We start from the raw sequence: 26,620 nt of genomic DNA on the forward strand, positions 1-26,620 counted from the left end.
TGCGTGTGGACGTTGCTTTAAAAGAGTTATTGCTCTTTTACTAGAAATGCCGCTGTGAGGAGGACCAGGGCCACTAGGCCGAGGAGGTGGTCCACGGGGATGTCCCCAACGGTAGCCATGGCGCCCGATATCATGAAGTAGCTCAGCGTTATCTCTCTAGCCGCCAAGGCCACAAAGGCCGCCGTGAGGAGGAGGAACCTCCTGCTCCCCGTTCTCGCATAGGCATTTACTGCCAAGTAGACGGGCAATACCACCAGCACGGCTGTGGCTATGTGGAGGAGGAAGTGGCCGAGGGTTAGGTGGGAGACGTGGGGGCCGGAGAGGGAGAGGGCCACGACGAGGATGGGGATGGCGAGTAGAAGCGCCCACTTCATATGTCTCTCCCCCTGCCGGCCTCGTAGGCGGCGTAGGCGAATATGGCCGTATATATGACGTATAGTGCGAGGATTAGGAGGGCGGCGGCCCCTAGGCCCAGCTGTCTAACTGCGAACTGCCCCGCGGCTCCCAGCGTCAGCATGTGGGGGTCCAGCATGAGGAGGGAGGGGAGGACTGCGCAGTGGAATGGGTTTAGCACTAAGAGGGCGAAGAGCTGGGCGTCTCCCATGGGGGCAAAGAGGCCGGCGAAGGCCACGGCCAGGTCGTAGACTAGGGCCAGGAAGACCCAGGCGGCTAGGGCAGACATGTAGGCATACCCCCTGCCCCTGGCGCTGAAGGCAGCCAGCGTCCCCAGCTGAGACCCAAGGAGGGCCGTGGCAAAGACCGCAGCGGCCGCGATGTGCCACAGCTCAGGCCTGAGGACGTAGTAGGGGGCCGTGGAGGCGAAGCCCACAACAACGCCGTAGAGAGTATTTACGTAGAGGCGCCAAGCCGCGTAGCGCCTTCTGCCCCACTTGGAGAGGTAGAAATAGACGGCGCCCTCTCTATCGTTTACAACCCCCGCCACCGCGACGAAGATGGAGAGGAGGAAGACCAGCAGAGAGAGTATGTTCACCGCGGATATTGCTGCGGCAAAGGCGTAGCCAAGCGACGCCGCCGCCACGCTCGCCGCCCACACCACCGCCATTAGGGCAAGCCCAACGGGGCTGAAGACGTCCCGCTTAAGCAGATACATCATAGCCAACCACTGGCACTGCGCCGCCGGGCCTGGCGCACAGCTCCCCGCCGCACCTCTCTAAGTACAACGCCCTCACCGCCTCGGCCTTTGCCACAGCCTTCACCCTCCCCTCCTCTAGAACCACCACGTCTGGGCCGAGGGGGAGGAAGGGGAGGGGGTCGTGAGTCGCCACCATGAACTTCCTGCCAGATAAAAGCTCCACAAGCCTCAGCCTCCACCTGGCGTCTAGAGAGGAGAGGGGCTCGTCTAAGAGGAGGCGGCGGTCTGTGGAAAAGGCCAGAGAGAGGACGACCCTGTAGGCCATCCCCGTGCTCAACTCCTCCACTCTCTTCCCCAGGAAGGGCCCCACGTCGAAGAAGTCCACGAACTCCACCCCCAGCATCTTCGAGATGTGGCGCACGTACTCCCCCACGGTGGTGCCAGGCGGCAGTTGGGGTATTGGAGGGACGTAGAGGGCGTCGTCAAACACGTCGCCTTCGCAGAGGTATACCCCCGCCAGACACTTGAGGAGCGTAGACTTGCCGCTGCCGTTGGGGCCTAGGACAATGGCGTTTCCCACCTCCACCTCCACGTCGAGGACAAACCCCCGCATCTTCTTCCGCACTCTCATGCCCGCCTCCGCGCTGCGTATGCTACAATGGGCAGTGCAAAGAGGAGGGCCAACTGCCAGGGGGAGCCGCCGCGGGCGGGGGCCGGGCTTGGGTCAAAGGCCAGGGGCCTCCCAGCCACGCCGTCGATCACAGCCCTGGCCGGAAAGGCGGCAAGCCACCCCAGTGCCCCCTCCGTGGCCGTGAAGAGGTCTGAGAAGGCGCTTACGTAGACGTAAGGGGCAGAGGTGCCGTGGCCCTGCCACATGTTGCCCACGAACCGTGCCTGTGGGAAGTCTTCGCCTATGGCCATGTACACTACCTGCACCACGTTGCCGAGGAGCGAGTTGTTGTAAAACGCGACTCCCGACGAGCCCTTGCCCCTAATCGTCACTCCCACGTAGTTCCCCTCAATGGCGCAGTTGGACACGGCCACGGCGGTGCCGCCCCAGGTCAAGACGTAGAAGCCATGGATGTTGCCCACGGCTCTGCAGTCCTCCACTGCTCCGCCCCTCACCTCGGCTATTAGGAAGCCGTACCCCTCGGACCACTCCCGGTTGTCCACCGCCTCGACCCCCTTTACCGTGGCGTTTGAGGTATACATGACGGCCACGCCCACGTAGCTGTCTCTAACGACGCCGTTGGCCACCGAGACGCCGTCGCTGAACATTATATGCACGCCGTATCTACAAGAGGCGAGGGAGAAGTTGCCTATGCGGAGGGCAGAGCTGTACTCGGCGTAGATGCAGTCGTGGAAGTAGCCCCCCACAGCCGCGTTGACAGTGACGTTTCTACTCCCAAAAACGTAGAAGCCGAGGCCGCGGCGGTAGACCGGGAGAGAGGGGTCTCCCCACATCTCCAGCCTGCCTATGTAGACGTCTGTGGAGTTGAAGATGAGCAAGCCGTTGACGCAGTGTACCCGCGCCGCCTCCACGGCAACCCGCTCGCCGATCACCACGACGCAGCCCACCGTGGGCTTAACCTTGTAAGCCGTCATCTCCCTCGGGAGGGCCACTTCGCCCCCGCCTCCGCGTACCTCTAAGACGCCTATTTTCACGTCGCTGGCGTTTATCACCACCCTCTCCCCAGACACATAGTCATAGAAGCCGGGCTTGTCCACTACCACCACCTGCGCCGCGGCGCTAGCAACCGCGATACCAATTAGGATCAACAGACCACGCAGCCCCATAGTCAAACTTCTCCACGAGACATTTAAAGTCCACCACGCCCCTCACCTCGCCGGGAGGCGGCGGGGAGTAGTTCTGCGGCCCGTCCAGCGTCTCTATGCGCCACGGCCCCTTCACCACGCCCCTCCGGTAAGCCTCCACGTTGTCGGGCGAGACAGCCACAATCCCCGTCTGCATAGCCGTAAACTCACCCGTCGCCAAATACACGGCATCCTCCCCCCTGATCCAGCCCCCGTCCACTCTATCGCGCACACAGACCTCCAACACCTCGCCGCCCTGCCTCTCCACCTCCCTATACCAAACAGCCATACAGCCTAAATCGTCAAAGAAGTACCACCTCTCCACCCCCCTCACCCTGGCCCTCATCGCCGCAGAAGAGGGCGGGTAGTCCACCACCATCTTACACACCGGGCACTCCTCTCTCCCGTAGACAAGCCGCACCTCCCCACACCGCCTAACACCCCCCGCACTCCCGCCACCCGCCCCACCCCAGCGCCACCAAAACGCCGCCAAAACCGCGCCGAGAGACGCCCCAGCCACCGCCGCGAGAAACCTCCTCCGAGAGACCATGAGGCGAAAGGCGCCGGGGCTTATAAACCTAGTGGAACAACCCGCCGAGAGAAAGCGGCGGGGCGTACCAGGGCAAAGAAAGGGCGTGGAAAGAGGAGGTTTCAGCCCGCAGATGGGCTAGCCGCCGTGGCTGGGCATCATTCCGCCGCTTCTGCACCAATTGGGCCGCGGCATGCCGGTCTTCTGCATCACCTCTTTGTATAATTGTAACATCTGGTCGTAGGCGTACACCGTGGTGTTGTACTTAGCCGCGGTGTCTTTATCGGCGAAGGCGAACACGCAGTCGCCCATGGGGGTCTTCAGGTTCTGCATAATGACGTAGTAGGCCCTCTTGGCGTCAATATAAAGCGGCACGCCGGCCTTAGCGCTCTCGTAGTCGGGAACCATGACGGACACCACGTCGCCCAGCGCCTGTCTCACCTCCGCTGTAGACAGCCCTGTGACGTTCGTGATACGCCTAATGAAGGGCCACTTCTCCACAGGCATCAACGCCATTCTAAATATGCAACCTATGTCGTCGGTCTTAGCCGTCTTCCCCGTGGAGAAGGTTACTATGGCTGAGACGCCCATCTTCTCAGCCTCGGAGACGTCCATCCCGCAGAGAATACACCGATGCGCAAAGGTGCCGTTAGTAAACATCTCCTCTAGCGCATTCCGCTTAACAACTGCCTGGGTGACGGTCTGAGTAACAGTCCGCTCGACGGTCTGAGTCACTGTAGCCGTTGGGGCAGTGGACACGCCTGCGAAATACGCCGCAAGGCCCACCACCACTGCGACCACCAGTGGGACAAGGTAGTTCGCCTTAGCCATAGGCCTCCGGCTTTCTCCTCATTTATTCTTTGTGGTACAGTTCGGCGGAGGGCCTCAAGAGTGTTGTACTACAACGCCGGCGTCAAGCCGTCTTCCTCTTCTCCAGCTTGTACCAAAGCTCGTGCATCTCCCAGCGGTAGCCAAGCCGCTCGGCGGCTCTCAGCGCCTCCTCCCGCCGCGCCCTAAGTTCCTCTGGGCTGTGGGGGTTGTACCTCATAGCCGCGGCCTCTGTCCAGTCGTAAAACAAGACCAGTCTCCTGGCAACGCGCTGGGCCTCCCTCAGTGCCGCCTCGACATCGGAGAAGTGGTGAAGAGCCATTAAAGACACTACGGAGTGGAATTCCCCATTGCCGAAGGGCAACTCCTCAGCTCTGCCAAAGACAGCTCTCAAAACCCCCACCTCCACCAAGTCCCGAAAGCGTCTCTTGGCGGCGCCAAGCGCCGAGGGGTCCACGTCCACTGTCACAATCCTCCCCACCCCCCGCCTAACTAAGTACTCGAGCAGAACGCCGAAGCCAGTGCCCACGTCCAACACGCTGTCCCCCAAATCGTAGCGGTCCAAGTCGCGGAAAACCTCCTCAATCACGCCGCCGCCCAAGCTCAACTTTTTAACCCTTATGCCCCCAGACGCGTCACCACTGCCCGGTGCCACGTACAAGCCAGCCACTCTATCGCTCTAGCGCGGTGCTTCAACTGCGGAGGAGTTGTGGCCGCGGATACACCGCTGGTCTAAAGGCGCAATATGCCTTGGCGATTGCTACTTGAGGTTCAAGAAGGCGAGGGCCAGCACGAGGAAGGCGTAGGCCAGGGCGATGAATCCCACGTTTACGACAAAGAGAGCGGCCCCCGCGGCGTAGGAGATCCAGGCCAGTCTAAACTTGTAATCCCCAGTGGCCTTGTAGAGGGGGTCGTTCACCGCGTAGAAGGGCAACGCCGATATGCCCCAGAGAAGCGCCACTAAGGCCAAGGCCTCCAGCGGCGCCCTCCTAAAGAGGAGGTTCACCGGGGTCATGCCCGTGGCGTATAGAGTGGCGGCCGAGGCGGCTATCGCCGTGGCTATCCACAAGGCGAGGTGGCGCCTCCTCTCTATGCAGAACCGCCGCATGGCCCAGAGATACGAGGCGAAGAGTATCACGTGGGCCGCTGGCGTCACTGGGAGGAGGATACCCTCTACAACAAAGGACAGCGCGCCGACGAAGCCGAAGACCTTGGCCAGAGATATGTCAATGGCCCCGCACCCCTGCCTCGCGCCGCCACCGCTCATACCACCTCTCAAAGTAGTAGAAGGACAGCGCCATGAGCGAGAAGAGGAGGAAGGAAGAGAACAGCGGCGCGTCGAACTGCCCCGCCCACGCGGCGCTGGCGGCGACCCACAGTGCGGCCGCTCCAAACACCACGGCCACCGCCAGAGAGAAGTACTTTAAAACGGCGTTAGGCTCCAGCGGCATAGGGCGGCGGAATGGCGTTTATGAGGCCTAGGTAGAATGTGGAGAAGAGGAGAACCCATATCCCGTCGACGAAGTGCCAGTAGTACTCGGCAGCCTCAACGCCCTGCGGCCTCCTCGGGCCCCAGTAGCCGAGGCGCACCATCACGGCCACCACGGCCCAGAAAACTAGGCCTATTATTACGTGGAAGCCGTGGAGCGTGACCAATGTGTAGAAGTAGTTGGCGACTATGGACGAACCAGGCGCAAAGCCGTGGTGCATGAGCTCTGGATATTCGGCAAAGAACTGGCCCGCGGCGAAGAACAGGCCTAGGCCCATGGTCGCGGCCAGCCACCCGTAGAAGCGGCCGAGAGAGCCTGAGAGAAGGGCCCTCCTCGCCGCCATGGCCGTGAAGCTACTCGACCACAAGGCTATGGACATGGCGATGGACAAGGGGCCCAGCAGGGGCGGGAGGTGCTCAGCCGCGGCAGTCCACTTGTCGTAGAGCACGACCCTTGCGTAGTAGGCCGAGCTGATCAACGTGGCAAATATGACGAACTCTGAGAATATTACCCAGCCCACAGACGCCTTTAGGTCGCCCCAGACGCTGGGAGGCTTGGGTATCTCGAAGTGGGCCGCCCCGTCCATGTGCCTCATCTTAAGCCAGTTGCCCACGAGGTCGAATCTCAGCCAGGCAACTCCAAAGGCTAGAAATACGCCCAGAGCCAAAATGCCCATGGGCATGCCGCCTGTGAAAAGGCCGGAGTTGGCCACAATGGGCGAGTAGCCTTTGAGTAGGGACAGCACGCCGAAGGGCACCAGTATCATGGCGTTACCGAAGATGAACGGCCATGGGTTAGGTTCGTGGTGCGTCTTGACCAGCGGCGGAACCACGTCGGGCAGGCCTATTTTGGCCGTTCCCCATGGGTCTTCTCTGTTTTTCACAGGCCTGCCGTTGAACAAGCTCCACACGATGTTAAAGAAGAGGAGGGCAATCCCTGCCGTTAGGACAAATGTGAACACGGTCATTGCGGCGTGGTAGGGGTAGAGGTCGGGCGTGGGCGCCCCAGCGTAGCGCCTCGGCGAGCCGAGGACCCCCGCGGCGGCCATCAGGGTGTACGTGGCGAAGCCGCCCACAGTTATCAATGCCCAGCTTATCTTAGCCGCCCCCTCGTGGTACCACCTCCCAGTGAGGTGGGGGAAGTAGTACAGCAGGGCGCCGAAGGCGGCGAAGGCGATGGCGTTGACTATGTAGTGGAAGTGGCCGATGACGAAGTAGGTGTCCTGCAGGTGCAGGTCGAGGGTCACCACGGGGAAGAAGACCCCAGTGACGCCGCCTACTATGAAGAAGAGGAGGAAGGTCAACATGAAGAGCATGGGGGCCTTCAGCCTTATGCGCCCGCCGTAGAGGGTCGCCACCCAGTTGAACACCTTGACCCCCGACGGTATGGCCACCGCCATGGTGGTTATGGCAAAGGCTATCCTAGGCGCGTAGTCCTGCACCGCGGTAAACATGTGGTGCATCCAGACGGCGAAGCTTATAGACGCTATGGCCACAGATGAGATGGCAATGGCGGTGTAGCCGTAGGCCCTCCGACCCGCCATACGCTGTATAATCTCAGAGACAAGCCCCATGGCTGGGAGCACCAAGATGTAGACCTCGGGGTGGCCAAAGAACCAGAAGATGTGTTGCCAAAGCCTCGGGTCGCCGATTGGCTGGTCAAAGAAGGCCATGCCCAAGTGGCGCTCGAGGATGAGCATTATGGAGCCAACCGCCAGAGGCGGCAGGGCGGCCACCATCAAGAGTGAGGCGGCAAGTATAGACCAGGCAAAGAGGGACATGTCCAACATGGGTATGTCCGGCCTACGCAGACGCGTAATTGTAAGTATGAAGTTTATACCAGTCAGCGTGGAGGAGAAGCCGCCTATGATTATGCCGAAGAGTATCAGATCTACGCCAATTGATTGAGACCTAGTGGAGAGCGGGGCGTAGAGGGTCCACCCGGGGGCGTCTCCCTGTTGCCAGAAGAGGGCGCCGCTCCAGAAGAGGATGGTGGCGGGCACCTGCATCCAGAAAGAGAGGGCGTTTATCCGAGGCCAGTAGAGGTCAGGCGCGCCTATGAGCTTGGGAACAAGCAAATTGCCCAGTCCCACGACGGCCTGCGTGGCGAATAGGAGCAACATGGCAAGGCCGTGGAGAGACATAGCCCAGTAGTAGAGCCGGTCTGGGAACTCAGCAGGCGTGGGAGAGCCGGGCGGAGTTGCGGCAATGGTGAGCCTCATGTAGAAGGCCATGACGCCAGCCAACACGAAGTTTATGACGGACAGCGTTATGTACATGATGCCTATCTTGTGGGCATCCGTCGTAGTTAAATAGTCGAGAAGCTTCTCCAACACATGCATGTGGTCTAGTGTGTCCTTCTTTAAAAATTTTCTTCCAAAAAACAACAGAATTGGAAATTAGCCAACAACTATCAACTTGGCGAGCATGAGGTAGTGCTTTGCGCCGCAGTACTCCGCGCAGAGTATGTTGTAGACGCCGGGCTTGTCCACCTGAAGCCACATGGTGTACCAGAAGCCCGGCACCGCGTCGTACTTAATGCCGAGCTCTCTTATGTAGAAGGAGTGCACCACGTCTAAGGAGGTTATTTCCAACTTGTACAACTTCCCCCTCTCTATCACCAGCTCGTTGAAGGTCTTGGTACCGTTTGGATATTCAAACACCCACGAGAACTGGCGCCCGTAGACCTTTATCACCTCGTACCCCCCTGTGCCAAATGCGGCCTTGCCCGCCGTCTTGCCGTAGTTGTCTACCGCGTACAGCCCCACCGCCGTTATGTAGGCTAAGAAGCCCAAGATGGCGGCGGCGCCGAAGATGGTCAAATACTCAAGGACCTTCCCCCTCTCCATGGTCACCCGCCCTGAACTTTACTGTGAAGTACACCATGGCGCCTATGAATATACTGGCCACGACGCCCGCCGCCACGACAACGGCGGTGTACGCGTCAAATATGACCTGGGAGATGTAGGAAGCGGGCTCAAAGGGAGGCTTCCCGAAGTTTACCACGTACAGCCACGCCAGCAGTACCAATGTGCACACAGCTGTGAGCAAGAGGTAATCTTTCTTCGAAAACATGTGCGAGAGAACTCAAAAGTTAAAAAATTTACCTTTTAGCGCACAGGCGTTAGTGCAACACTAGGGCGATTAGGAAGAGGGCTAGGGCGGGGGACGAGGCCTTGAACATCTTCCAGAAGGCGTCGTCGCTCTTTTTCACAAGGGCCAGCGCGCTTGTGTACAAGGTGAGGCCCACCGCGGGGGCCACAAACACATAGCCGAGGGGATCTCCCCCGAAGAGCACATAGAGGAACGCCATGTACAACGCCGACGCTATGTTCAAGAGCGAAATGGCCACCACCGCGGTGCGCTGGTCGACTACTGTGGAGAACATGGGGACACCCGCCCGCCTGTAGTCCTCTCTGTACCTATACGCCAGAGACCATATGTGCGCCGGGATCCAGAGATATACGGCGAAGGACATCAAGACGCCGGGCCAGTCCAACGTCCCCCTCCCGAAGACGTAGCCGGTGAGGAATGAGGCGTTGCCCGCGAATCCCCCCGCCAAGACGTTGAGCCAGCTCCTCCGCTTCAGCCACACAGTGTAAACCACGACGTAGGAAAACCACCCCAGCACGACAAAAAGCGTCGGGAGAGGCCCCAGCCACGCGAGGCTGAGCAAGACGCCTAGGGCCGAAACGGCCGAGGCATAGGCAAACGCAGCCCCCACCGAGACCAACCCCCTGGGCAACGGCCGCGCCGCAGTCCTCGACATCAACGCGTCGATGTCTCTCTCAAATACGTGGTTAAAGGCGGCGGCCCCCCCGGACGACAAGACGCCCACCACCACCAACGCCAAGAGACTCCCCCAATCCACCACCGGCGCCGCATATACATAGCCAGCGACACTCGCCAATACCAAAAGCCAAATAACCCGCGGCTTCAAAAGCACTAGATAAGGCTTAACCATGGGGGAAGTGAAATATTACCTTATATACTTAAACTCGAAACAAGGCCGTTTTTGTATAAAACTCACTTCGACGCGGCCATCTTCATCAATTCCACTAGGGCTGGGACGTATTCTTTTTCCCACTGGTCGCCGTATAGGGACTTGTAGGCGGCTATCTGCGCCGTCATGGTGGTGGCGTACTGCGGGGGCTGGGTGAGGAATTTGGCCAAGAGCTCGGCCGCCTTCGCCGGATCTGAGGCGGGGTTTTGAAGGCCGTTCTCCTTGTAGTATCTCCCAAGCCACTGAGACTGAGAGTCTAACAACGCCTTACTCAAGTCTGGCCCCACATTCCCCCCAGACACGCCAAGAGACTTAATCGAGTGACAAGCCACACACCCAACCTCCTTGAAAAAGGAAAGGCCCTTGTTGGCCAACTCGGCGTTGTATAACGGCGCAGAAGGCGGTTGCTCGGTAGTTTGAGGCTGTTGAGTCTGAGTAGTAGTCTGCGTTGGCGAGGGGGAAGTGGTTGGGGAGGGGTGCGTTGGGGTCTGGGTGGCGGGGGTGCCTAAGCCCACTAAGGCCAGCGCCGCGACTACGACTATTATAACCACGGCGATTATTATCACCAGAGATGTTTTCATTAAATATTCGATATCTATACTTTTTTAAAAACGTTTCTTCTAAGGTGGGCCATTTGCTTCGGCGCTGAGAGAAGTGGGGGAAAACGGGGATTAAGCCTATCTCCTCTTAGCCAAAGCCGCCACGACAGCTGCGCCGACGGCCGTGATCATGATCAACGTGGTAGAGATGGCAGGAGGTGTTGCCGTCGTGGGCTGTGACGTCGGCGTGGGAGCGGAGTAGCCGCACCTTCTCTCTGCTATGTCTATTAGGTACTTGGCGAGGGTTTCTGGGGATGGGAGGCCTCTTACTCTGCCTAGGATTTTTCCGTCTTTTACCACGATCCAGTCTACGCTGTGGACTATGTAGGGGCCTGTGGGTCTCTGTTCCACGTACCTATAGACGCCGTATGCCGACCACACTCTCTCCAGTGTCTTCGGGTCGCCTGTGAGAAAAGTCCAGTTGTACCTATTGCCCGTCGAATATGCATATAGGCGCCTTGGCGTATCTCTCTCGGGGTCTAGAGAGACGTCTAAGACAGCCCCTATATAGCCCCTTATCATCGGCAGAGTGCGGTTGAGGACGAGGTGCATTGTGGGGCACACGTCTGGGCACCAGCTGTAGGTGAAGGTGATTAGGACGGGCCTAGACCAGAGCTCTGAGAGAGTGACGGTGCGGTTGAACTGGTCTACTAGGGTAAAGTCGGCGGCGGCTGGCTCCTGGCCTGGGATGTAGCACGTGGGGACAATCCGCTCAAATAGGCCGCTGTGCTCCTCGGCGGTGGTCTGTCCAGACTGCATGACGAGGGCGACGACAAAGGGGAGAACTATGGCTACTGCGAGTAGGATAAGAGACCGGGTGGACATGTAAAAAAGGGAGGTTTTTGCCTTAAAAGTTTAGCTAGTCGTCACAGGGGCGCCTGTGAGCGGGTTGTAGGGCGGGGCTGGGCTCAAGCCTCTGGAGTACACCTCTATCGCTGGCAGCGAGTAGGCGATTACGATCAGCACTAGGCCTATCAATATTACGAGGCCCAGCTTGTCGAAGAATGTGGCGCGGTCGGGGTCTGGGGATATCTTCACCTCGCCGCCGCTCAGTCTCACCCTGGGGCCTGCAAATATTGTGGCAAAGGTCAGCAGTAGGAACAGGGCGCCTCCCAGCGCGAAGGTGACGCCGCCCACTGCGCCGAGCTGGAGGAGCGGAATCCAGTCGGGCACGAAATGGGCGCCTTGCGTCAAGTCGGGGTTCTGCAGATAGGGCGGCAGATAGGTCCTCCGCGGCGCTCCATATATTCCCGCCAGGTGGTAGGCGAAGCCGAAGATGAGCTGGCCTATGAACCACAGCGTGGGCACCGCGATCAAGAGCCTCTTGGCCACGTAGTCTCTGCCAAACAAGAGCGGCACCAGCAGGAAGGAGGTGGAGATGAATGTCAGCGTCACGCCGCCGCCCACCGTCAAGTGGAAGTGGCCCACTATCCAGGCGGTGTTGTGCACCATATAGTTCACGTTAAAGGAGGCGTTAACCACGCCGGAGAAGCCAGCAATTCCAAAGAGGATTATGGCAAAGGTTATGCCGGTGAAGACAGGGTCTTTGCCCCAGGGCAACGCGGTTATCCAGCCGAAGAGGCCCTTCCCACCCCTGGCCCTGCCCGCCCTCTCCAGAGTGGCTACTATGTTAAAGGCCGTGAGGAAGCTGGGCACAGCCACCACGTACGTGAGCACCGTGTGCAAATACTTGTACACCGGGTGGACGCCCGGGTCTACGAACTGGTGGTGCAGGCCCACCGGGGTGGAGGCTATTAGGTAGAGGAAGAAGGCGGCCTTGGCCATGGTCTTGCTGAACACCTCCACGCCGAGCACTCTGGGCAAGATGGTGTACCATACAGTCACCGCGGGCACTAGCCAGAAGTAGACCAGCGGGTGGCCAAAGTACCAGAACCACAGCCTCCACTCCAAGACGTCTACTGGGGCGTTGGAGCCGAAGAGGGCCATGGGGAGAGACCTGAACAACACGGCGTATGCCAGCGGCGGAGTGGCGTAGAGCCATATCATCACGGTGGTGAACACGCCGTAGACGCCCAGAGGCACCTCCTTGTCTCTATTAGCGGCCTTCCATTTGAAAATGGCGTGCAAGATGGCGGCGCCGAACAGCCAAGTGCCTATAAGCAAGACGGCTAGGCCTATGAAGAAGAGGGGCGAGGCGTACAGCGGCGGGTAGAAGGTGTAGAGCACTGCGGCCTCTCCTCTGAGAATCTCCACAGCCGCCATTAGAGTGCCGAGAACGGCCAAGACGCAGGCAGAGCGGAGGAGCACCGGGTTCAGCCTCATGTCGAGCTCCCGCGTCACCACGAACACGGCAAGGCCCATTATGAAGAACGCCGTCCACAATATCGCCAAGGCAGTGCCGTGTAGCGTCAGCCCGCTGTAGTAGAGCTCGGGCGTCTCCAACTGCGGCATGCCGGGGGCCCTGGACAACACTTGCAGAAATCCAAAGAGGCCGCCCAGCAGAAGCATTATGTAGCTAAACGTTATCGCCACCTTGGCGAATCTGTCCTCGAATACAAACTTTGTTGTAGTAGCCATAAGTATAAGAGAATTGGAATTTAAAAATTTTTCGTTTAAGAGGACCTCTCAATTATTACGTAGCCATACATGTTTTGATGTCCAGCACCGCAGTACTCGTTGCAGATCATTAGATACGTCCCCTTGGCGTTGGGCGGGACTCTCCAAGTGATCTCAGCCACGTAGCCTGGGAAAACCATCACGTTGACGTTAGTCCCCACTATCTGGAAGCCGTGGATCACGTCGACTGAGGTAAGCCTAAACTTCACCTCCACTGGATCCTTGAGCACTATCTTGTTGGGAAACCACGACCACATCTTGCCAATCAGCGTGACCTCGTACTTGCCGGGGGCCACCTCTCTCACCCCAGGCTTCAGCTCCTCTAGCGCGCGCTGGGGGTTGACCATCTGCACATCGCCGCCGGGGACCTGTAGCCCAATTACCCAGGCGGCGTAGGCCAGAGCCGCCAGGAATACGACTACCATGGCTGCGACGATGCCGGCCCAGATCTTCTCCTCCTTGTGAATCGTCATACTACCCCACAATGCCTCTACTCAGCGTTATTGCATATATGACAAACCACAGCACCGCGAATATTGCGCCATAGATCAAAATAGTCGCCAGAGCACCCCTCGCCTCTACTTCTTCTGGCATGTTATACCCGAAAACCTTTCATTTTTAAAGTTTTTCCCATATCAAAACAAAACATTTTTCTTGATCTATACAGAATAAAACTTTACATTTATATTTACTTTTATATTCATATGTGTTAGATTATGTGCTCATGTACATGCGCTTGTTTTGAGAAAAGCTTTTTTGTAGTAGACTTTTTGATCCCATGCGCTTGAATTTCCCCCTGCTCCTCTTGGCCTTGGCCGCCTTCGCGCTGGCGGCCTTTTTAGCGTTTGCAAAGCCGTATGTTAAAGACGCCTACCTCACCTTTGTGCCCCCCGACATGGGGATGGTCTTGTTTACCTTTGTCAACCCATCGCCCCGGCCCGTGTGCATCGTGGAGGTCTCCGTCGGCGGCAGGCCCGCGGAGCTTCACAAGACGGAGTTTAACGGCACTCACGCGGCCATGGTGCCCGTGGACAGAGTATGCGCGGGGCCCTTCTCCACTCTCCAGTTCACCACCTTGGGGTACCACGTCATGTTCTACGGCAACGCCTCGCGCGTAGCGGACGTGGTGCTCCGCCTAGACGACGGGTCCGCCATATCCTTTGTCGCAGAGTTTAGGGAAGCCGGCGGCGTCCATGTACATTAGGCCGCTTGCAAAAGCCGCCTTTTTCTCCGCAGTGGCCACAAGCTTCACGGGGGCCTTAACCGCGGGGCTTGGGCAGGGCTTCGACTTGGGGACTCAGTGGCCCGGCAACGCCGTCGCCCTCGTGTTAAAGGCCGTGGAGGGTAGCTTCGAGCCTGTGCACAGATTTTTCACAGTGGCCGCGGGAGTCCTCTACCTCTTGGTCTTCCTCGCCGCCTGGAGGGTGGGCGGGCGGCTGAGGCTGGTGGCGGCTCTGGCGCTGGCCTCTCTGGCCGCCACTGCGCTGACGGGCCGGGTCGTGTTGCTCGTGCTAGGGGGAGAGGTGCCTCCCCCCATCTCCTACGCTGTGTATCCCTTGAACAACTTCTTCGCCTTGGCCACGGCCCTCCTTATGGCTCTCTTGGCGTCGCTTCTAGAGCCGCGGAGGTATAAGACGCGGCTGGCCTTCTTCTACCGAGGGGCCGCCTTCTGGGGGGCGGTGGCGTCGGTGTCGGGGGCCTACATATTGGGCTACCACAAGATTGTAAAAGCCCCGCTGGCGTACAGCCTCTGGCCGCCGTCGTGGGACTTGGCGTGGCTCATCCACCTGGCGGCGGCTCTGCTGGCTGTGTCCTTCAGCCTAGTGGCCCTCGCCTCGGGCTTCTCCCCCTCGCTGTGGCACATACTCCTCGCCCTCTCCATCGCCGTGCAGCCCCTCACCGGACTGCTTATGTTCTACGGCGCCTCCGCCGACCCGTGGGCCCCCGGCCCTCAGACCGCCTTCCACGGGGCCTTCGCCCACCTCCTAGTGGTCTCGGCCTTTGTCCTATACCTAAAGAGCCGGTAATGGACCTCCTCCACCTAGCCATCCTCGCCTCAGCCCTAGCCCTCTCCCCCCTCCTCAGGCCCCCCGCCGGGCCTGTCCTCTTCATTGCCTCGTTTCTCTACTATCTATACAACTTCGCTAAGGCGCACCCGACGCCGTGGGAGGCGGCCACTGCGGCGCTGGCGAACCCAGCGGGCATTGTGTACCTCCTCGCCCTGCCGTCGGCCGCCTTAGCATTAACAAATCACCGGCTGGCGGCTCGTCTAGCGACGGCGGCCGCGGCCGCCTACCTCCTCGCATCGGCTCCCCCTCTTGAGGCCGGCCCATGGCTTGACCCGAGGTTCTCCTCGCCTTGGGCGCCCCTCTACTACGCGGCCCTCTTCGCCGGGTATGGCCTTATGCTCTCTGGGGCAGTGCACGGGAGGGGCTTCTACGCCGGGTGGGTCTTGGCCTCGGCGGGTCTCCTATTTGGCGCCGTGTGGAGCTACTACACCTTTGGCTGGGGGGGCTACTGGGCGTGGGACCCCGCTCAGACTGCCCACCTCGCGGCGTGGCTTGCGGCCACGGCCGTCTTGCACATCAAGAGGGGACGCCTCGCCGCCGTGGGGGCCGCGCTGGGGGCTTCGGCAGTTGAGCTGGGGGGCTTTTCCTCCCTGCGGCGCCTAGAGCCCGGCTTCGCCGTGCCCCTCTTCGCCCTGTCGGTGGCCGCGCTGGCGGCTGGGCTTTGGGAGGCCAGGAGGCCGGCGGCGGATAGGGTGGCGGCCGTCGTGGGCTACTCCATGCTTGCGCTCTCTCTGTACGTCTACGCCGCGGTGGTCGCCCCGGCCTTCGCGGCGTCGCTCGGCGCCCAGGTGGAGGTACCGGCGGGGGACGAGGCCTATATCAGGGTCGGCCTTGTCCTTGCCGCGGGGGCTGTGGCGGGGATGTCGCTGTTTGGGGTCTACGCGGTGGGGCCTAGGCTTGGGGCATTTCTCCCCTACGCCGTTGCCTTGGCCCTAGGTGCCGCGCTGACGGCGGCTGGGGTGAGGCCAGCGTGGGAGAGCGCGCCTTACACCAACTTCTTCCTCGTCGCCATCTCCGCCTCCTCTCTCGCCGCGGTGTACCACTTGGCCAAGGGCAAGATGGACAGGTGGGCCAAGGCGGTGCACGTCTTGTCCGTCGCCTTGCTAGCGGCGGTGGCGGTATCCGGCCCCTTTGCCTACAACATGTCTTACTACAAACTCATCGCCGCGGAGCCAGGCGCCGTGGTATTCACGCTACTGCCCTGGCCCTACCCGGAGAAGGTGGGGGTGGTGGGTGTTTCCTACTCCCTCGACGCGGGGCTTGTGGAAATTCCGCCGGGGCTGTATAGGGTCGCGCCTTTTAACTATAGCGCCTTTGTGGAAAGGGTGGGCGGCCCCTTCTCTCTTGCGGGGCTGAACTACACTGTGGTGGACGTCGGCGGGGTGAAGTACGTGGTGGTGTGGGGCGGCGGAGAGGTGGTGGGGGAGTGGGGCGGCTTCCCCGTGGCGCGGGTGGAGAGGAACGGCACAGTCGTGGTTTTCCCAGCCCCGCTGGACCTTATGGAGGCCTTGTCCATAGACCCGGGGCTTGTGAACCATGTGCTGAAGTGTCTAGGCAACGGGAGTAGGCTTGTGCCCAGAGGCGCCGTCTACTGGCTGAGGGTGTACGTGGACGGGGCCGCGGTGGAGGTGCCCGTGCGGTACGACCTCCCCGGCGACTTGAGGGGCGTGGGCGGGGTAGTGGTGGGCGTGGGAGAGGTCTACGGAGTCATCGACGTGAACTTGGCCGCGGCCCCTCCATACAAGCTCGTGGGAGACGTGTGGTGGAACAAGGCCACGGCGTCGTACGCCAAGTCGCTTGTAGACATGTGCAACGTCAACGCGGCGTACACCGCGGTGAGTTTCTCCGCCGGACGTGACCTCAACCTAACTGCCTTCGTCCAATACCTCAACGCAGACGACCCCCTCTGGGTAGTGGCCTTTAGGCCTGTGCCACTTGTACCAGCGGTGTGGGCCCTGGCGGCTGGGCTAGTGGCCGCGTCTATAGTAGCTGGGAGAAGAGGTCGATGAAGTTGGCCACGAGGTCTCTCTGGAGGCAGGGGTACTGCCTCACGAGGGCCATTGCCAGCTCCTTTATCTCTGGGCAGAGCCTCCGCCCACAACGCCTCACCTCCACGGCGTCCAGGGCCCCGGGCCCCTCCCTAACAAGGTAGACAACGGCGGCCTCCTCCACCGGCATAGTGTAGGGGAAGTACCGGGGCCTCCTCCCCAGCGTATAGACGAGGCGGTCTCTAGTCAGCTTATCCAAGTGATACTTAAGGGTGCCTATGGGCATCCCCAACTCCTTGGCCAACAGCCTAAAGTACGGCCCGGGGCAACGGGCGATGTGGAGAAAAATATCCACATGAAGGGGAAAATTTGGATAAATAAATCTCAACTGGCCCGGCTCTCTCGTACGTCGCCGAGTGCGGACGTCGAGTTACATCTCTCGGATTATGCAAAGGTTTTAGACGTTAGAAGGTGGCGGAGGGGTGGACGAGCGGGAGTCGTTGGAGAAGATGAACGCTTGTTACTTGTGGTCATCTTGTCAGAGGGCATGTCGAAGCTGTTGAGGGCAAGGCGTAGCTGGCGCCATTCAGAACTTGCTAGCCTTTGAGCGACGACTTGCGTCAGCAACTTAGAGGCGGCGCCTTCACGAGCCCCTCTTCACTTGGTTGCAGGTGGTAGAGGGAGTAGAAGCGTCTTCACCCGTCGCTTCGTCGATGGCATATCTGTAGCTAGGTAGAGCGCTGTTTCTCGACGGCGAGGCCGCCTACGGCGCAGTGGAGGTCACAACGGCGTTACCAGTAGGCTTTTAAACAGCCGAATACGACCACGCCGAGCATGCAGGCACGTTGTCGGCAGTCTTGTCGAGGTGCGTAATTGGATTCTTCTCTTCCATCGGCCCTATAGACCTCAAGTGGTTGTCTAAAGACCGCGCGTGATTTCGGCAACAGCTTTTAAGCGGCTAATCGAGGAGACTTTGCCCAAGCTCGCCGAAGAGACTAAGCGTTGAGGGACTTTCACGGCTCTACACGCTCAAGACCTTTACCTATACCAAGAGGCGCTGAGATGCCTAGACTACAAAAGGATAGTGGACGAATATGTGAACCTAAGCTAGAGGCCTCATGTGGCTGACCTCCCGCGTGGATATGCCCTTAGGCAGAATTCCCTTGACATACCCTGCGCCGCGCTCCCGGGCGGCGGTGCCAAATACGTGCCACCGTGTAGCAGATGCAGTTTAAAACAAGTGTAGACAGCGTGGAAGTGAGGGAGTCGCCGAAACATACGTCTTCATAAGCACAACAGCCGCCAGCAGACAAACGGCAACAGCTGTAGTCGTGGTCATTTGCGCCAACTTACGTTTTTTGTACCGCCCTTCAACCCCCGTTTTTGACTGCAAAGTGTAAACAGATTACTGCGCTTTATCTCGAGGAAGTTGGCCAAATTCTCGGAGAGAGGAGAGGCTGAGCAAAGTGACTGCTCTTATACGTCTTGGGAAAATTCATCGGGGGAGGGGATGATGAGGCGCTTGGCAAGGGGTTTCTGCCCGACTCCAGGCTAGCTGACCTCCCCCTCTCTATGACAGTCTGCTTACATAGAAAAATTTTTCTCCGCTTACCCGATAGCCGATTGGTGAAAGGGGTGTACAGGGGAAGAGTGTGCTAAAACTGTCGGCGAGGGGAGAGGCTACAAGTAGTCTATGCCATCTACACCACCTCGGTGGAGATGATCTGTAGGGTAGCCCCCGCTTTTTCCGCCCATTTACGTTTTTACAACAATACCATTGTAAAATTAAGGTGTTACATCTATACAAGATGCAAAGAATTTGAAATTAATATAAAAAGGGAATGCGGCCGCCGGGATTTGAACCCGGGACCGCCCGTTGGAGGTCTTGCGACTGTCTTCAGCCGGGCGCTCTCCCGCTGAGCTACGGCCGCTGTGGTCTAATACACGGGTACTTTTAAGCTTTATCTCCCTCACCCTCGGCGTCTCGGCGGTCACGCCTTGGCGGCTCTGCGTGGAGACGCGAATATGTTAATAGCCACTGTCTCCAGTGCTTGGTACCTCCCTCTACGCTCTCTGCGGATTTGCTACATCGGCGCCGGCGCTTAAGCCTTTGCCGCTCGCTACTGTGCCATCTCAGTTTGTAATGTCCATCGTCAGTTGTATATGCCTCTCGTTTGTCTCGGGACGCCGCCATCGTAGGATGATTAAATACCGACCCCCGTGATGTAGGATAGGCATCCCCGTCTTGGTAAGCTACGAGCAAGAGGCCTTTATAGTGATATGTTTTATGGCAATATGGCAAAAGGTATCAAAGGACGCCAAGCCCAAGTGGAAAATAAGGGCATGCGGCGGCCGGGATTCGAACCCGGGATCAACGGCTCTCCTCGCCGAGCGTGGAAGGCTTGTGGGGGTTGCTCCCTCGCCATCCTAAACCAGGCTAGACTACCGCCGCTGTAGTCAACTATGTGGCATGTTTATAAGTTTAAGCCGTATCAACCAGCCTAAATTTGCCGATTGCGCTCAAACGGCTCAGCCCGTCGACAGAGATCCGTTGGGTGTAGTGCGCCGCCATCTGCGGCCCGTCTCGCGTTAGACCCAACACCTTGTGGCAAGATTTTTAAAACATCGTAGTAGTGTCTATGTGTCGCAGGTTGTTGTGCTCCTGCTTATTGTCCTAGGGGTCATAGTACTCCTCGTCGGCGTTGTTCTTGTGAGCTGGGCGCAGGGGGTCGGCTGGATGTTAGGTCTCCCATTTATCGCCCTAGGTCTCTACGCCGTATACACCGCGGGGCGCGCCTCGTGTAAACCCTCGTGACGTATCAACACCCTATTATTGGCTGTAGCACACATCTCTAAGCTAGGTAACGCTTCACGTCATCGCAGAGAACAAGTCCTTAATACACAGGCGAGACTAACTATCTTTGTTAATTGCGGTTAAAAATGCTATATAATTGAGTGCTGGCGGTTTTCGCCACGTGGCTTGCGTCAGCTTGGCCCCCTTCTAAGGCTCGAAGCGGCCCCTGGATTGCCCAATAACTCTACTTGTTTAGCCAGAAGAGTGAAGAAGACGCACCAGTTTTTGTTGCCCAGCCGATGGGGCTTTGAGGAGAGTCATCTCTGCTTGGGACATTTTTTATACCGGGCAAATTGTATGTGTGGATCATAGAGTATTGGCGATATTTCTCACGTCGTTTGTAACGCCGTTTGTGAATAGCACCTTGAGCATTGCGCTTCCCCAGGTGGCTAGGGAGTTTGGGATACCGCCTGCCGCCGCGGTCAGTTTGCTTGTGGTGTTGACGTTGGCCGTTGCCGCGTTGGCTCTGCCCATGGGTAGGCTGTCGGACGTCGTGGGGGCGCACCGCGTGTTTAGGGCTGGTCTACTGGTGGCGCTGGCTGGCCTCGCGGCGTCCTCTACCTCGCCCAGCCTCTACGCGCTGTATGCGGCTTTGGCGTTAATGGGCGGGGGGCTGGCGGCGGTCTTTGGGAGCAACAACGCACTTCTGGTGCAAATAGCGCCGCCTGGACGTAGGGCGTCTGTCGTGGGCATGAACTCCATGTTTGTATACATTGGCCTAGTCTCTGGGCCACTGGTTGGCGGCCTCCTCGCCTCTGTCTCGTGGCGCCTCATATTTCTCCCGGCGGTCGTCTTGACGGCCTTGGCGCATCTCCTCGTGGGTCCTCCACCCGCCGCACCGGGGAGGGGGGCTGGGTACGATTGGCCGGGGGCTCTACTCCTCTCCTCTGCAGTGGTCCTCCTCGTCATGGGCTTCGCCAATGTGGGCCTGGCGCTGACTGGCTTAGTCCTTCTGGCTTTGGCCGTGGTGCTTGAAAGTAGGCGCGAGGCGCCTATTCTCAACGTGAGGCTCTTTAAGGACGTCGTCTTTGCTTCGTCTGTGGCCTCGGCGTTCCTCAACTATCTCTCCACGGCGGCTCTCACGCCGGCCTTGAGCCTGCTTTACCAGTCCGTATACGGCGTGCCCCCAGGCGCCACGGGCGCCCTGCTCTCAGTTATGTCCATTGCAATGGCCGTCTTTGCCCCTCTCGCGGGCAGACTAAGCGATAGGTATCAGCCAGCGTTGCTTGCGGCGGCTGGCTCGGCAATTCTCGCCGCATCCCTCTTCCTCTACTCTCGCGGCACGCCCATCCAATGGGCCCCCCTCTACCTCTTCGCCATAGGGCTGGGCTTTGCCCTCTTCATTGTCCCCAACACAACCATTATTTTGACATCGGCTCCGCCTGGGGTAGCCTCTGCCATGGTCGCCGAGGCGAGGGTCTTGGGGCAGTCTGCCAGCAACTCCCTGGCGGCCTACGTCTTGCAAAGGGCAGGAGGCTTGGAGGCCGGCGTGTACGACTTGTTGACCCTCTTGGGCTACTTCGCCGTTGCCACCGCGGCGTTGAGCTTGGCGCGCTACTTGCGCAGGCTAGCCCATTAGGCCCCAGTCGGGGACTTTGAAGTCTTTTCTCAGCGGATACAGCGGCTTGCCCGTCTTCTCGTCGATGCAGCAGTCTGGGTCGAGGAGAAAGCGCTTGCCCATGTGCGGATTTCCCTCAAACCATATGCCAAACATCTCGTGGCACTCCCTCTCCTCGTAGTCGGCTGATGGGAAGATGTCAGCTATGGAGGCGATCTTTGGGTCGTCCCGCGGTATCTCGGCACGTACGTGGAGAAGCTGGTTTTTGAGCTCCGGCGAGAGGTATGAGGCAAAGACGTACATCACCAAGAACTTCTTCTCCCCTACGTAGTCCACGGCGCTGAGGGAGAGGACGTGGTCAAAGCCCATGGACTTGACCGCGTTGGCCACGTCCCGTATCTTCGCGGCGGGGACCATGACGCAGAGGTGGCCCTCCGGCGTCACTCCGTGGGACAGCACCGCGCCCCCCAGCGCCTCTTTCACCTTGGCCAAGAGCGGGTGGTCGGCTGGCTGGGGGCACTTGGGCGGGGCCTTCGCCGACATACTACTGCGCCGGTTGTTGCTGTTGTGGGGCTGGGGCCGCCGGCTTGGCCGCGGGCGGCTTAGGCGGAGGCGGCAGATAAGGCGTCAAGTCCACTTTCACTGGCTCCACGTAGGGCCCCGGCTTACCCTTGATCTTGTTGTGGAGCATGATGAACGCCCTAATCACTGCCTCGGGGGTGGGCGGACACCCGGCGATATATACATCCACTGGCACTACTGTGTCCACCTGCACCACGTGGTACGAGTTCCAGAAGAGTCCTCCCCGCACGGCGCAGGCCCCCATGGCGATTACGAACTTGGGCTCCGGCATCTGCTCGTACACCTGCTTCAACACCTTGGCCATCTTCTTGGTCACGGTACCCTCCACCAGTATCACATTGCTCTGCCTCATGGTGTGGAACGGGAGGACTCCCCACCTCTCTGCGTCAAAGCCTGGGGCAGAAGTGTGGGCAACCTCGACCCCGCAACAAGAGGTGACCAAGTGGACGGGCCAGAGCGACCACCTAACGCCCCACTTGAAGAGCGGCTCTAGCTTAGCCTTCTTCATCAAAAACTCCCTCAATGCCTGAGCCATGGGCATAGGTGGAAAACTCTTTAAATATGTTGCTACCACAGACGGTGGCTGAAAGGGTTCGGCGCAGAGCCGTGAAGAAAAGCCCTACACGAGGACTTCTCACTCGGCCAGTAGCACCCTGGCGTATTCTGCCAGCGAGTTTCTTATGGCCGCGTCTTCTACTTGGAGCGCTATGGCGAGGATTAGCTGGGCTAGGATGGGCCTCCTCTCCTCTTCTGGAAGCGCGTTGAGGATGTTGGCAGCGATGGTCGACGCGAGGCCTACCGCCTCGTCGACTTTTAGCTCTAGGTCTGAAAGAGCGGCGAAGACCTTCTCCTCTGTCTTATACAAGATGTAGAGGGTGGTAAGCATTAGCAAGTCGCCCTCGTCTATTTGCAACTTCTCTGCCCACTCTTGCACCTTTTCTGGGTCGCTCGACATGTATTGAACAAATTTTTCAAGCTCGGCCCGGGGTATTGAGAACATCTTCTCGGCGTCTGCCAGAAATTGTGCAACCCAGTCCACGGGCTATACTTGGACTATATTTAAAGTAGTAAGTTGAAAATACGTGTTCTCGCGCGTTGGGACTGGATGGGTGTACGAGGGGTACTTCGGCGTGGACACCCCCGAGGAGGCCGGGGCGAGCACTGTCCTAGTGACGCACCACCACGAGAGACACGTGGCGGGGGCCCGCCGGGCCAAGCTCGTGGTGATTAACCCATTGGAGTACGGCATGGCCAGCGACCTCGGCCGCGCCTTGCGCTACGCCGAGGTGGTGCTCAAGAGGGCAGGGGCCCCCCGCGACTACAGGCCTAAGATATCTGCGGGGCCCTTCGCGGGGAGAGTCCACACCTTCACCGCCGGGTGGGTCGACTTGGGCGACCTCTCTGTGAGAGTAATCCCCTGTGGCTCGCATACGTGGGGCCACACCTGCTACGGGGTGGGAAACGTCATCTTCACGGGGGACCTGGACGGCTGGATTGTGAGCGTCCCCACTTTCATCAACGTGGTGTCCTCTCTAAAGGGCCTCAAGGGCTATGTGGCATATACAGGCGGCGGGGAGCGCGTGGAGGCTGAGGAATTCGCCGCGGCGCTGGAGGGCAAGTTTAGAAAACTCCTAAGGGCGTATATGGAATGTGTTGGCGAGGGGACGCCCTACAGAATTGCGCTGTGTGCCAGAGGAGGAGGCGACGTGCTTAGGCTCTCCGAGGAGGGGCTCGCCTTCGTCAAATACTTGGCAGAGGGCGGCTATGTAAAAATTACAAACTCGACGCCCTACGTGGTCAAGCGCGTCGCATAGCTCCTGCGAGGGCCGGACGTACACGGCCGGGGGCACATTGGCGGAGGCAACCCACAGCCGCACCCTGCATCCCATGTAGCCCGAGACAGATAGTCAGTCACAGCGTCTTTCGATTGCAACATCTGCTATACGCGGGCAATCAGAAGGCTAGGACCACTTCTTGGGCGTTACAGTAGAGGTACCTTGTGTATCACAGCACCGCCCGGCGTCGAGCGGACCTGTGCCGTGCCACCCACGGTCTCACCGTAGCGCCCACGCCATTTACAAAGGCGCATAGACATAAACACTACCGCGGTGCCCTCAACCACAGCCACGTGGCCGTCGCCTTGTAGAACTTCACCGCGGGGCATTGGTGGAATGTGGCGGCGCTGGGAGCGTGGAGTGTCGCTTCGCAGTACGGCTGGGCAGTGGTGATGTAGCCGCTGCATAAGAAGCCCCTCGGCGAAATACTAAAAACGCACGATAGAGCTGCGGAAAAGATATTTAAGATGAAAGGCGTATCAGCCGTGGCCATCCTTGCCCACAAGCTGGCCGTGGGGACAAGCAATACCACCGACGCCGAGGGAAGAGGGCCTGGCCCAGCCGCTACGGAGAAGATAAGGAGGGCTGTCAAAGAGAGAGACTCAGACATAGAAGTTGAGGCTTTTTACAGCGAGCTAGCACAGTTGCTGACGGTGGTGGGGGTTTCTTTCCCAAACCGCTCTATACTTCTTCAACGTGGCCTTCTACACACTATGGGCATTCAACAAGTTGTGACCGTGGACATTTCCGTGCGCGTAGATATGACTAGATGACTGACTGCCTTGTAGTGCAACTCCAGGAAAATATTCCCTCTCTTTTTGTCGCCGCCCTTTTCTGGGTATTCTTCTTTGTGGAATTGCGACATCTTTTGGCGTTTAGGGCCGGGAGGGCGAGCGCAAGCGCCGTTATCAAGTGGCAGTACGTCAATACCTTGTTGATATTCATAACGCTATATCTCGGCGCCCTCTTTTTCATTAAAGCAAGACCTCTTGTGTATATACCTGGGCAGTCGGACTGTGAAGCGGCCTTGATTAGAAGCGGGGTCATTTGGATAGCCTCATTCATCTTCCTAGCTTCGTTCTGGGGCCTCACCCTTGTCTCATATGCCGCCTGCGCTGTGGTGGAGGATGAGACATGTAGGATCCTCATGCCCGTCCTAGTCTTGAGGACTCTTGTAACTGGGTTTTTGACATGGCTCTTTATCGTAGGGCTGACATAGACATCTCTCTCTGGTTTCTCGTGACAATTTACTTCGCCTTGTTTGCCTTATACTACATCATACGTGCTTTGTCTCGCTGACACGTCCGCCTTACGCCGGCTTGCCCCTACGGGGGTCGGAGTCCATGAAAACTTTCGACGGCTCCTTTGGCGCCAGCGGCTCCTCCAATACGCCACGGCAATCACCGCTCTGCCCATAGACCCGGTTAGAAGTCCATAACGTAAACCGCTAGTCTGATTGGTGCGGAACTGACGATCTGCCGCTTGGGGTGACCAGGGACATGAGCTAAATTGCGTTTTCTTGGGGGCGGTTTTTACATTCGGCCTTGTGAAAGGCGCTGGGCGACGACGTTAGACGCACTGTATTGCGTCGGCGGGTCGGCATTGGAAGAGGTGGCTGGGGTTGGCTGGGTCGTCTGTGGAGCCGAAGCCTGGGACGTGGGGGCAGAGCTGGGAGAGGCAGGCGGCCACCTCTTCCTCGCTCCTTTTCAATACCGCCGCGTATAGGGCGGCGCAGTTTAGGTAGTCTATGTGCCATCTCTTTGTCTGAGACCGTTCCAAGTGTCTCAGGACCCGCCTTATGCACGACGCGCCGCAGCTACCCACGTAGACGTAGACCCCCTCGCCTAGGGCAAAGCGGCGGGCGCCCGTGTCTACCACTTGCGCTGGGCATTGGAAGAAGACGAGATAGGATTTATACCCCCTCCCCATGTCACCCGGCTGTGACGAGGCGATGGCTGGCGCTTTACGTGGCGTCAAGCTCGGCGGGTGCCGAGCCGCTTGAGGACCTCCTCTGCTAGCCTTGGCAGAACTTCGCCGGCCTTCCCTCTTATGAACACGTCTGCGATCGGCGTTATGGCTGACTCCTCAACGTTTATTTCAACCACGGCGGCCCCGCTCTCCTTTGCCAACTTGGGCAAATACGCCGCTGGGTAAACCACGCCCGAGGTCCCCACCACTATCACAACGTCTGAGGCGGCCATAAGCCTCACCGCCTCTTCCCACGCCTCTTGTGGAAGCGGTTCGCCGAACCACACCACGTCTGGCCGCAGGAGGGAGCTGCACCTTGGACACCTGGGCGGCACCTCCTCCACCGGCTTCTCCAGCCTGTAGACCGCCCCGCACTTTGTACACCTAGCCCTCCAGAGGGAGCCGTGTAGCTCTACCACACGCTTGCTACCGGCCCTCTGGTGGAGCCCGTCGACGTTTTGCGTGACCACGGCCTTTACGACCTCCGCCTCTTCGAGCTTCGCTATGGCGTAGTGCCCTGGGTTGGGCCTCGCGTTGTACACAATCTCTTGCCGCCACTTGTACCACTTCCACACTAGGACGGGGTCTCTGGCGAAGGCCTCTGGCGTGGCCAACTCCTCCGGCCTATACCTCTCCCACAAGCCGCCGCTCCCCCTAAAAGTGGGCACGCCGCTCTCGGCGGACATGCCTGCCCCTGTGAACACTACGCAGTGGCGCGACTTGGCTATTAGGTCGGCCACATCCATATAAACCCGTGCGTCCACGTTTTTAAGTGATGACCCAGGCGTGTCGGATTAGTGACGCAACACGACCTCCTCTGAAGACCTCCGCCG

At 59.1% G+C, this 26,620-nt stretch carries 32 protein-coding genes and 2 tRNA genes; 8 read left to right on the forward strand and 26 right to left on the reverse strand.

Annotated features, from left to right (window positions below; all coding sequences use genetic code 11):
• Positions 1 to 26 precede the first annotated feature (26 nt).
• The 18 genes from PCAL_RS10230 to PCAL_RS10315 all read right to left on the reverse strand — a co-directional run bounded on the left by PCAL_RS10230 (position 27) and on the right by PCAL_RS10315 (position 13,527).
• Positions 27 to 374: a hypothetical protein gene (locus PCAL_RS10230; RefSeq protein ID WP_011850609.1), complete on the reverse strand. Its 348-nt coding sequence runs from the start codon at positions 372 to 374 to the stop codon at positions 27 to 29.
• A complete protein-coding gene (locus PCAL_RS10235) occupies positions 371 to 1,114 on the reverse strand; it encodes a hypothetical protein (RefSeq protein ID WP_011850610.1) in 744 nt (247 codons plus the stop codon). Before PCAL_RS10235 ends, PCAL_RS10230 begins: the two co-directional genes overlap by 4 nt.
• Entirely contained in the window at positions 1,098 to 1,724 is a 627-nt protein-coding gene (locus PCAL_RS10240) for an ABC transporter ATP-binding protein (RefSeq protein ID WP_011850611.1), read from the reverse strand. Before PCAL_RS10240 ends, PCAL_RS10235 begins: the two co-directional genes overlap by 17 nt.
• Positions 1,721 to 2,890: a right-handed parallel beta-helix repeat-containing protein gene (locus tag PCAL_RS10245; protein ID WP_193322695.1), complete on the reverse strand. Its 1,170-nt coding sequence runs from the start codon at positions 2,888 to 2,890 to the stop codon at positions 1,721 to 1,723. Before PCAL_RS10245 ends, PCAL_RS10240 begins: the two co-directional genes overlap by 4 nt.
• Complete coding sequence (locus PCAL_RS10250) at positions 2,844 to 3,458, reverse strand: hypothetical protein (RefSeq protein ID WP_193322696.1); 615 nt, start codon at positions 3,456 to 3,458, stop codon at positions 2,844 to 2,846. The genes PCAL_RS10245 and PCAL_RS10250 overlap by 47 nt, the downstream gene beginning before the upstream one ends.
• 117 nt (positions 3,459 to 3,575) lie before the next feature.
• Complete coding sequence (locus PCAL_RS10255; protein WP_011850614.1) at positions 3,576 to 4,268, reverse strand: nitrous oxide reductase accessory protein NosL; 693 nt, start codon at positions 4,266 to 4,268, stop codon at positions 3,576 to 3,578.
• A gap of 82 nt (positions 4,269 to 4,350) precedes the next feature.
• Positions 4,351 to 4,854 (reverse strand): class I SAM-dependent methyltransferase, encoded by a 504-nt coding sequence (locus tag PCAL_RS10260; protein ID WP_193322697.1) that lies wholly within the window; start codon positions 4,852 to 4,854, stop codon positions 4,351 to 4,353.
• A gap of 171 nt (positions 4,855 to 5,025) precedes the next feature.
• Positions 5,026 to 5,532 carry a hypothetical protein gene (locus PCAL_RS10265; RefSeq protein WP_011850616.1) on the reverse strand — a complete coding sequence of 169 codons (507 nt, stop codon included), beginning with the start codon at positions 5,530 to 5,532 and terminating at the stop codon, positions 5,026 to 5,028.
• Entirely contained in the window at positions 5,492 to 5,716 is a 225-nt protein-coding gene (locus PCAL_RS10270; RefSeq protein ID WP_193322698.1) for a respiratory chain protein, read from the reverse strand. Before PCAL_RS10270 ends, PCAL_RS10265 begins: the two co-directional genes overlap by 41 nt.
• Positions 5,700 to 8,096, reverse strand: a complete 2,397-nt coding sequence (locus PCAL_RS10275; RefSeq protein WP_011850617.1) for a cbb3-type cytochrome c oxidase subunit I — start codon at positions 8,094 to 8,096, stop codon at positions 5,700 to 5,702. Before PCAL_RS10275 ends, PCAL_RS10270 begins: the two co-directional genes overlap by 17 nt.
• Before the next feature lie 57 nt (positions 8,097 to 8,153).
• Positions 8,154 to 8,603 (reverse strand): cytochrome c oxidase subunit II, encoded by a 450-nt coding sequence (locus tag PCAL_RS10280; protein WP_011850618.1) that lies wholly within the window; start codon positions 8,601 to 8,603, stop codon positions 8,154 to 8,156.
• Positions 8,581 to 8,829, reverse strand: coding sequence for a hypothetical protein (locus PCAL_RS10285; RefSeq protein WP_011850619.1), 249 nt, complete (start codon positions 8,827 to 8,829; stop codon positions 8,581 to 8,583). The genes PCAL_RS10280 and PCAL_RS10285 overlap by 23 nt, the downstream gene beginning before the upstream one ends.
• A 49-nt stretch (positions 8,830 to 8,878) precedes the next feature.
• Positions 8,879 to 9,718 (reverse strand): heme o synthase, encoded by an 840-nt coding sequence (gene cyoE, locus PCAL_RS10290; RefSeq protein ID WP_011850620.1) that lies wholly within the window; start codon positions 9,716 to 9,718, stop codon positions 8,879 to 8,881.
• Between the two features lie 62 nt (positions 9,719 to 9,780).
• Positions 9,781 to 10,338, reverse strand: coding sequence for a c-type cytochrome (locus tag PCAL_RS10295; protein WP_011850621.1), 558 nt, complete (start codon positions 10,336 to 10,338; stop codon positions 9,781 to 9,783).
• Positions 10,339 to 10,434: 96 nt separating this feature from the next.
• Positions 10,435 to 11,181, reverse strand: a complete 747-nt coding sequence (locus PCAL_RS10300; RefSeq protein WP_011850622.1) for an SCO family protein — start codon at positions 11,179 to 11,181, stop codon at positions 10,435 to 10,437.
• Positions 11,182 to 11,211: 30 nt separating this feature from the next.
• The gene (locus PCAL_RS10305) at positions 11,212 to 12,894 is read right to left on the reverse strand and encodes a cbb3-type cytochrome c oxidase subunit I (RefSeq protein WP_011850623.1); all 1,683 of its coding nucleotides are present in this window, start codon (positions 12,892 to 12,894) and stop codon (positions 11,212 to 11,214) included.
• A gap of 35 nt (positions 12,895 to 12,929) precedes the next feature.
• On the reverse strand, positions 12,930 to 13,406 hold the full coding sequence (locus PCAL_RS10310; protein ID WP_011850624.1) for a cytochrome c oxidase subunit II: 477 nt from the start codon (positions 13,404 to 13,406) through the stop codon (positions 12,930 to 12,932).
• A 1-nt stretch (position 13,407) separates the two neighbouring features.
• A complete protein-coding gene (locus PCAL_RS10315; protein WP_193322699.1) occupies positions 13,408 to 13,527 on the reverse strand; it encodes a cytochrome c oxidase subunit 2A in 120 nt (39 codons plus the stop codon).
• A 184-nt stretch (positions 13,528 to 13,711) separates the two neighbouring features.
• Here PCAL_RS10315 and PCAL_RS10320 point away from each other — a divergent pair, with 184 nt between their 5' ends.
• The 3 genes from PCAL_RS10320 to ccsA are packed head-to-tail and all read left to right on the forward strand — an operon-like array spanning position 13,712 to position 17,011.
• Complete coding sequence (locus PCAL_RS10320) at positions 13,712 to 14,137, forward strand: copper chaperone PCu(A)C (protein WP_011850625.1); 426 nt, start codon at positions 13,712 to 13,714, stop codon at positions 14,135 to 14,137.
• Positions 14,127 to 14,960 (forward strand): hypothetical protein, encoded by an 834-nt coding sequence (locus PCAL_RS10325; protein ID WP_011850626.1) that lies wholly within the window; start codon positions 14,127 to 14,129, stop codon positions 14,958 to 14,960. The genes PCAL_RS10320 and PCAL_RS10325 overlap by 11 nt, the downstream gene beginning before the upstream one ends.
• Positions 14,960 to 17,011 (forward strand): cytochrome c biogenesis protein CcsA, encoded by a 2,052-nt coding sequence (gene ccsA / locus PCAL_RS10330; RefSeq protein ID WP_011850627.1) that lies wholly within the window; start codon positions 14,960 to 14,962, stop codon positions 17,009 to 17,011. Before PCAL_RS10325 ends, ccsA begins: the two co-directional genes overlap by 1 nt.
• Here the strand turns inward: ccsA and PCAL_RS10335 are convergent.
• The 3 genes from PCAL_RS10335 to PCAL_RS10345 form a co-directional block, all read right to left on the reverse strand.
• Positions 16,983 to 17,345, reverse strand: a complete 363-nt coding sequence (locus PCAL_RS10335) for a transcriptional regulator (protein ID WP_011850628.1) — start codon at positions 17,343 to 17,345, stop codon at positions 16,983 to 16,985. The two genes, ccsA and PCAL_RS10335, sit on opposite strands and share 29 nt — an antisense overlap.
• A 1,487-nt stretch (positions 17,346 to 18,832) precedes the next feature.
• Positions 18,833 to 18,921 (reverse strand) — tRNA-Phe (locus PCAL_RS10340).
• Between the two features lie 413 nt (positions 18,922 to 19,334).
• Positions 19,335 to 19,442 (reverse strand) — tRNA-Gly (locus PCAL_RS10345).
• A gap of 189 nt (positions 19,443 to 19,631) precedes the next feature.
• Between PCAL_RS10345 and PCAL_RS10350 the strand changes: the two genes are divergently transcribed.
• Positions 19,632 to 19,805 (forward strand): hypothetical protein, encoded by a 174-nt coding sequence (locus tag PCAL_RS10350; RefSeq protein WP_193322700.1) that lies wholly within the window; start codon positions 19,632 to 19,634, stop codon positions 19,803 to 19,805.
• Positions 19,806 to 20,145: 340 nt separating this feature from the next.
• The gene (locus PCAL_RS10355; protein WP_011850629.1) at positions 20,146 to 21,423 is read left to right on the forward strand and encodes an MFS transporter; all 1,278 of its coding nucleotides are present in this window, start codon (positions 20,146 to 20,148) and stop codon (positions 21,421 to 21,423) included.
• Here PCAL_RS10355 and PCAL_RS10360 read toward each other — a convergent pair.
• The 3 genes from PCAL_RS10360 to PCAL_RS10370 form a co-directional block, all read right to left on the reverse strand.
• On the reverse strand, positions 21,412 to 21,945 hold the full coding sequence (locus PCAL_RS10360; RefSeq protein ID WP_011850630.1) for an NADH-quinone oxidoreductase subunit C: 534 nt from the start codon (positions 21,943 to 21,945) through the stop codon (positions 21,412 to 21,414). The genes PCAL_RS10355 and PCAL_RS10360 overlap by 12 nt on opposite strands.
• Before the next feature lies 1 nt (position 21,946).
• Positions 21,947 to 22,519, reverse strand: coding sequence for an NADH-quinone oxidoreductase subunit B (locus PCAL_RS10365; RefSeq protein ID WP_193322701.1), 573 nt, complete (start codon positions 22,517 to 22,519; stop codon positions 21,947 to 21,949).
• 99 nt (positions 22,520 to 22,618) lie between these two features.
• Entirely contained in the window at positions 22,619 to 23,023 is a 405-nt protein-coding gene (locus tag PCAL_RS10370) for a hypothetical protein (protein ID WP_011850632.1), read from the reverse strand.
• Between the two features lie 43 nt (positions 23,024 to 23,066).
• Between PCAL_RS10370 and PCAL_RS10375 the strand changes: the two genes are divergently transcribed.
• From PCAL_RS10375 to PCAL_RS10385, 3 genes are all read left to right on the forward strand, one after another.
• On the forward strand, positions 23,067 to 23,798 hold the full coding sequence (locus PCAL_RS10375) for an MBL fold metallo-hydrolase (RefSeq protein WP_011850633.1): 732 nt from the start codon (positions 23,067 to 23,069) through the stop codon (positions 23,796 to 23,798).
• Positions 23,799 to 24,304: 506 nt separating this feature from the next.
• Positions 24,305 to 24,592: a hypothetical protein gene (locus PCAL_RS10380; protein WP_193322702.1), complete on the forward strand. Its 288-nt coding sequence runs from the start codon at positions 24,305 to 24,307 to the stop codon at positions 24,590 to 24,592.
• 14 nt (positions 24,593 to 24,606) lie between these two features.
• Complete coding sequence (locus tag PCAL_RS10385; protein ID WP_193322703.1) at positions 24,607 to 25,038, forward strand: hypothetical protein; 432 nt, start codon at positions 24,607 to 24,609, stop codon at positions 25,036 to 25,038.
• A gap of 350 nt (positions 25,039 to 25,388) precedes the next feature.
• Here PCAL_RS10385 and PCAL_RS10390 read toward each other — a convergent pair whose 3' ends face one another.
• A complete protein-coding gene (locus tag PCAL_RS10390) occupies positions 25,389 to 25,748 on the reverse strand; it encodes a GIY-YIG nuclease family protein (protein WP_011850636.1) in 360 nt (119 codons plus the stop codon).
• A 44-nt stretch (positions 25,749 to 25,792) separates the two neighbouring features.
• The gene (gene cobB, locus PCAL_RS10395; RefSeq protein ID WP_011850637.1) at positions 25,793 to 26,533 is read right to left on the reverse strand and encodes an NAD-dependent protein deacetylase; all 741 of its coding nucleotides are present in this window, start codon (positions 26,531 to 26,533) and stop codon (positions 25,793 to 25,795) included.
• Positions 26,534 to 26,620: the final 87 nt, after the last annotated feature.

The sequence above is a fragment of the Pyrobaculum calidifontis JCM 11548 genome, from assembly GCF_000015805.1.
Classification (GTDB): domain Archaea; phylum Thermoproteota; class Thermoprotei; order Thermoproteales; family Thermoproteaceae; genus Pyrobaculum; species Pyrobaculum calidifontis.

Bases quoted from the DNA above. Each gene is read 5' to 3' on its own strand.
- PCAL_RS10310 (WP_011850624.1), bottom strand. From the start codon at position 13,406: ATGACGATTCACAAGGAGGAGAAGATCTGGGCCGGCATCGTCGCAGCC.
- ccsA (WP_011850627.1), top strand. From the start codon at position 14,960: ATGGACCTCCTCCACCTAGCCATCCTCGCCTCAGCCCTAGCCCTCTCC.
- PCAL_RS10360 (WP_011850630.1), bottom strand. From the start codon at position 21,945: ATGTCGGCGAAGGCCCCGCCCAAGTGCCCCCAGCCAGCCGACCACCCG.
- PCAL_RS10255 (WP_011850614.1), bottom strand. From the start codon at position 4,268: ATGGCTAAGGCGAACTACCTTGTCCCACTGGTGGTCGCAGTGGTGGTG.
- cobB (WP_011850637.1), bottom strand. From the start codon at position 26,533: ATGGATGTGGCCGACCTAATAGCCAAGTCGCGCCACTGCGTAGTGTTC.
- PCAL_RS10265 (WP_011850616.1), bottom strand. From the start codon at position 5,532: ATGAGCGGTGGCGGCGCGAGGCAGGGGTGCGGGGCCATTGACATATCT.
- PCAL_RS10240 (WP_011850611.1), bottom strand. From the start codon at position 1,724: ATGAGAGTGCGGAAGAAGATGCGGGGGTTTGTCCTCGACGTGGAGGTG.
- PCAL_RS10270 (WP_193322698.1), bottom strand. From the start codon at position 5,716: ATGCCGCTGGAGCCTAACGCCGTTTTAAAGTACTTCTCTCTGGCGGTG.
- cyoE (WP_011850620.1), bottom strand. From the start codon at position 9,718: ATGGTTAAGCCTTATCTAGTGCTTTTGAAGCCGCGGGTTATTTGGCTT.
- PCAL_RS10285 (WP_011850619.1), bottom strand. From the start codon at position 8,829: ATGTTTTCGAAGAAAGATTACCTCTTGCTCACAGCTGTGTGCACATTG.
- PCAL_RS10230 (WP_011850609.1), bottom strand. From the start codon at position 374: ATGAAGTGGGCGCTTCTACTCGCCATCCCCATCCTCGTCGTGGCCCTC.
- PCAL_RS10305 (WP_011850623.1), bottom strand. From the start codon at position 12,894: ATGGCTACTACAACAAAGTTTGTATTCGAGGACAGATTCGCCAAGGTG.
- PCAL_RS10280 (WP_011850618.1), bottom strand. From the start codon at position 8,603: ATGGAGAGGGGGAAGGTCCTTGAGTATTTGACCATCTTCGGCGCCGCC.
- PCAL_RS10275 (WP_011850617.1), bottom strand. From the start codon at position 8,096: ATGCATGTGTTGGAGAAGCTTCTCGACTATTTAACTACGACGGATGCC.
- PCAL_RS10295 (WP_011850621.1), bottom strand. From the start codon at position 10,338: ATGAAAACATCTCTGGTGATAATAATCGCCGTGGTTATAATAGTCGTA.
- PCAL_RS10250 (WP_193322696.1), bottom strand. From the start codon at position 3,458: ATGGTCTCTCGGAGGAGGTTTCTCGCGGCGGTGGCTGGGGCGTCTCTC.
- PCAL_RS10390 (WP_011850636.1), bottom strand. From the start codon at position 25,748: ATGGGGAGGGGGTATAAATCCTATCTCGTCTTCTTCCAATGCCCAGCG.
- PCAL_RS10245 (WP_193322695.1), bottom strand. From the start codon at position 2,890: ATGGGGCTGCGTGGTCTGTTGATCCTAATTGGTATCGCGGTTGCTAGC.
- PCAL_RS10320 (WP_011850625.1), top strand. From the start codon at position 13,712: ATGCGCTTGAATTTCCCCCTGCTCCTCTTGGCCTTGGCCGCCTTCGCG.
- PCAL_RS10365 (WP_193322701.1), bottom strand. From the start codon at position 22,519: ATGGCTCAGGCATTGAGGGAGTTTTTGATGAAGAAGGCTAAGCTAGAG.
- PCAL_RS10315 (WP_193322699.1), bottom strand. From the start codon at position 13,527: ATGCCAGAAGAAGTAGAGGCGAGGGGTGCTCTGGCGACTATTTTGATC.
- PCAL_RS10300 (WP_011850622.1), bottom strand. From the start codon at position 11,181: ATGTCCACCCGGTCTCTTATCCTACTCGCAGTAGCCATAGTTCTCCCC.
- PCAL_RS10325 (WP_011850626.1), top strand. From the start codon at position 14,127: ATGTACATTAGGCCGCTTGCAAAAGCCGCCTTTTTCTCCGCAGTGGCC.
- PCAL_RS10235 (WP_011850610.1), bottom strand. From the start codon at position 1,114: ATGATGTATCTGCTTAAGCGGGACGTCTTCAGCCCCGTTGGGCTTGCC.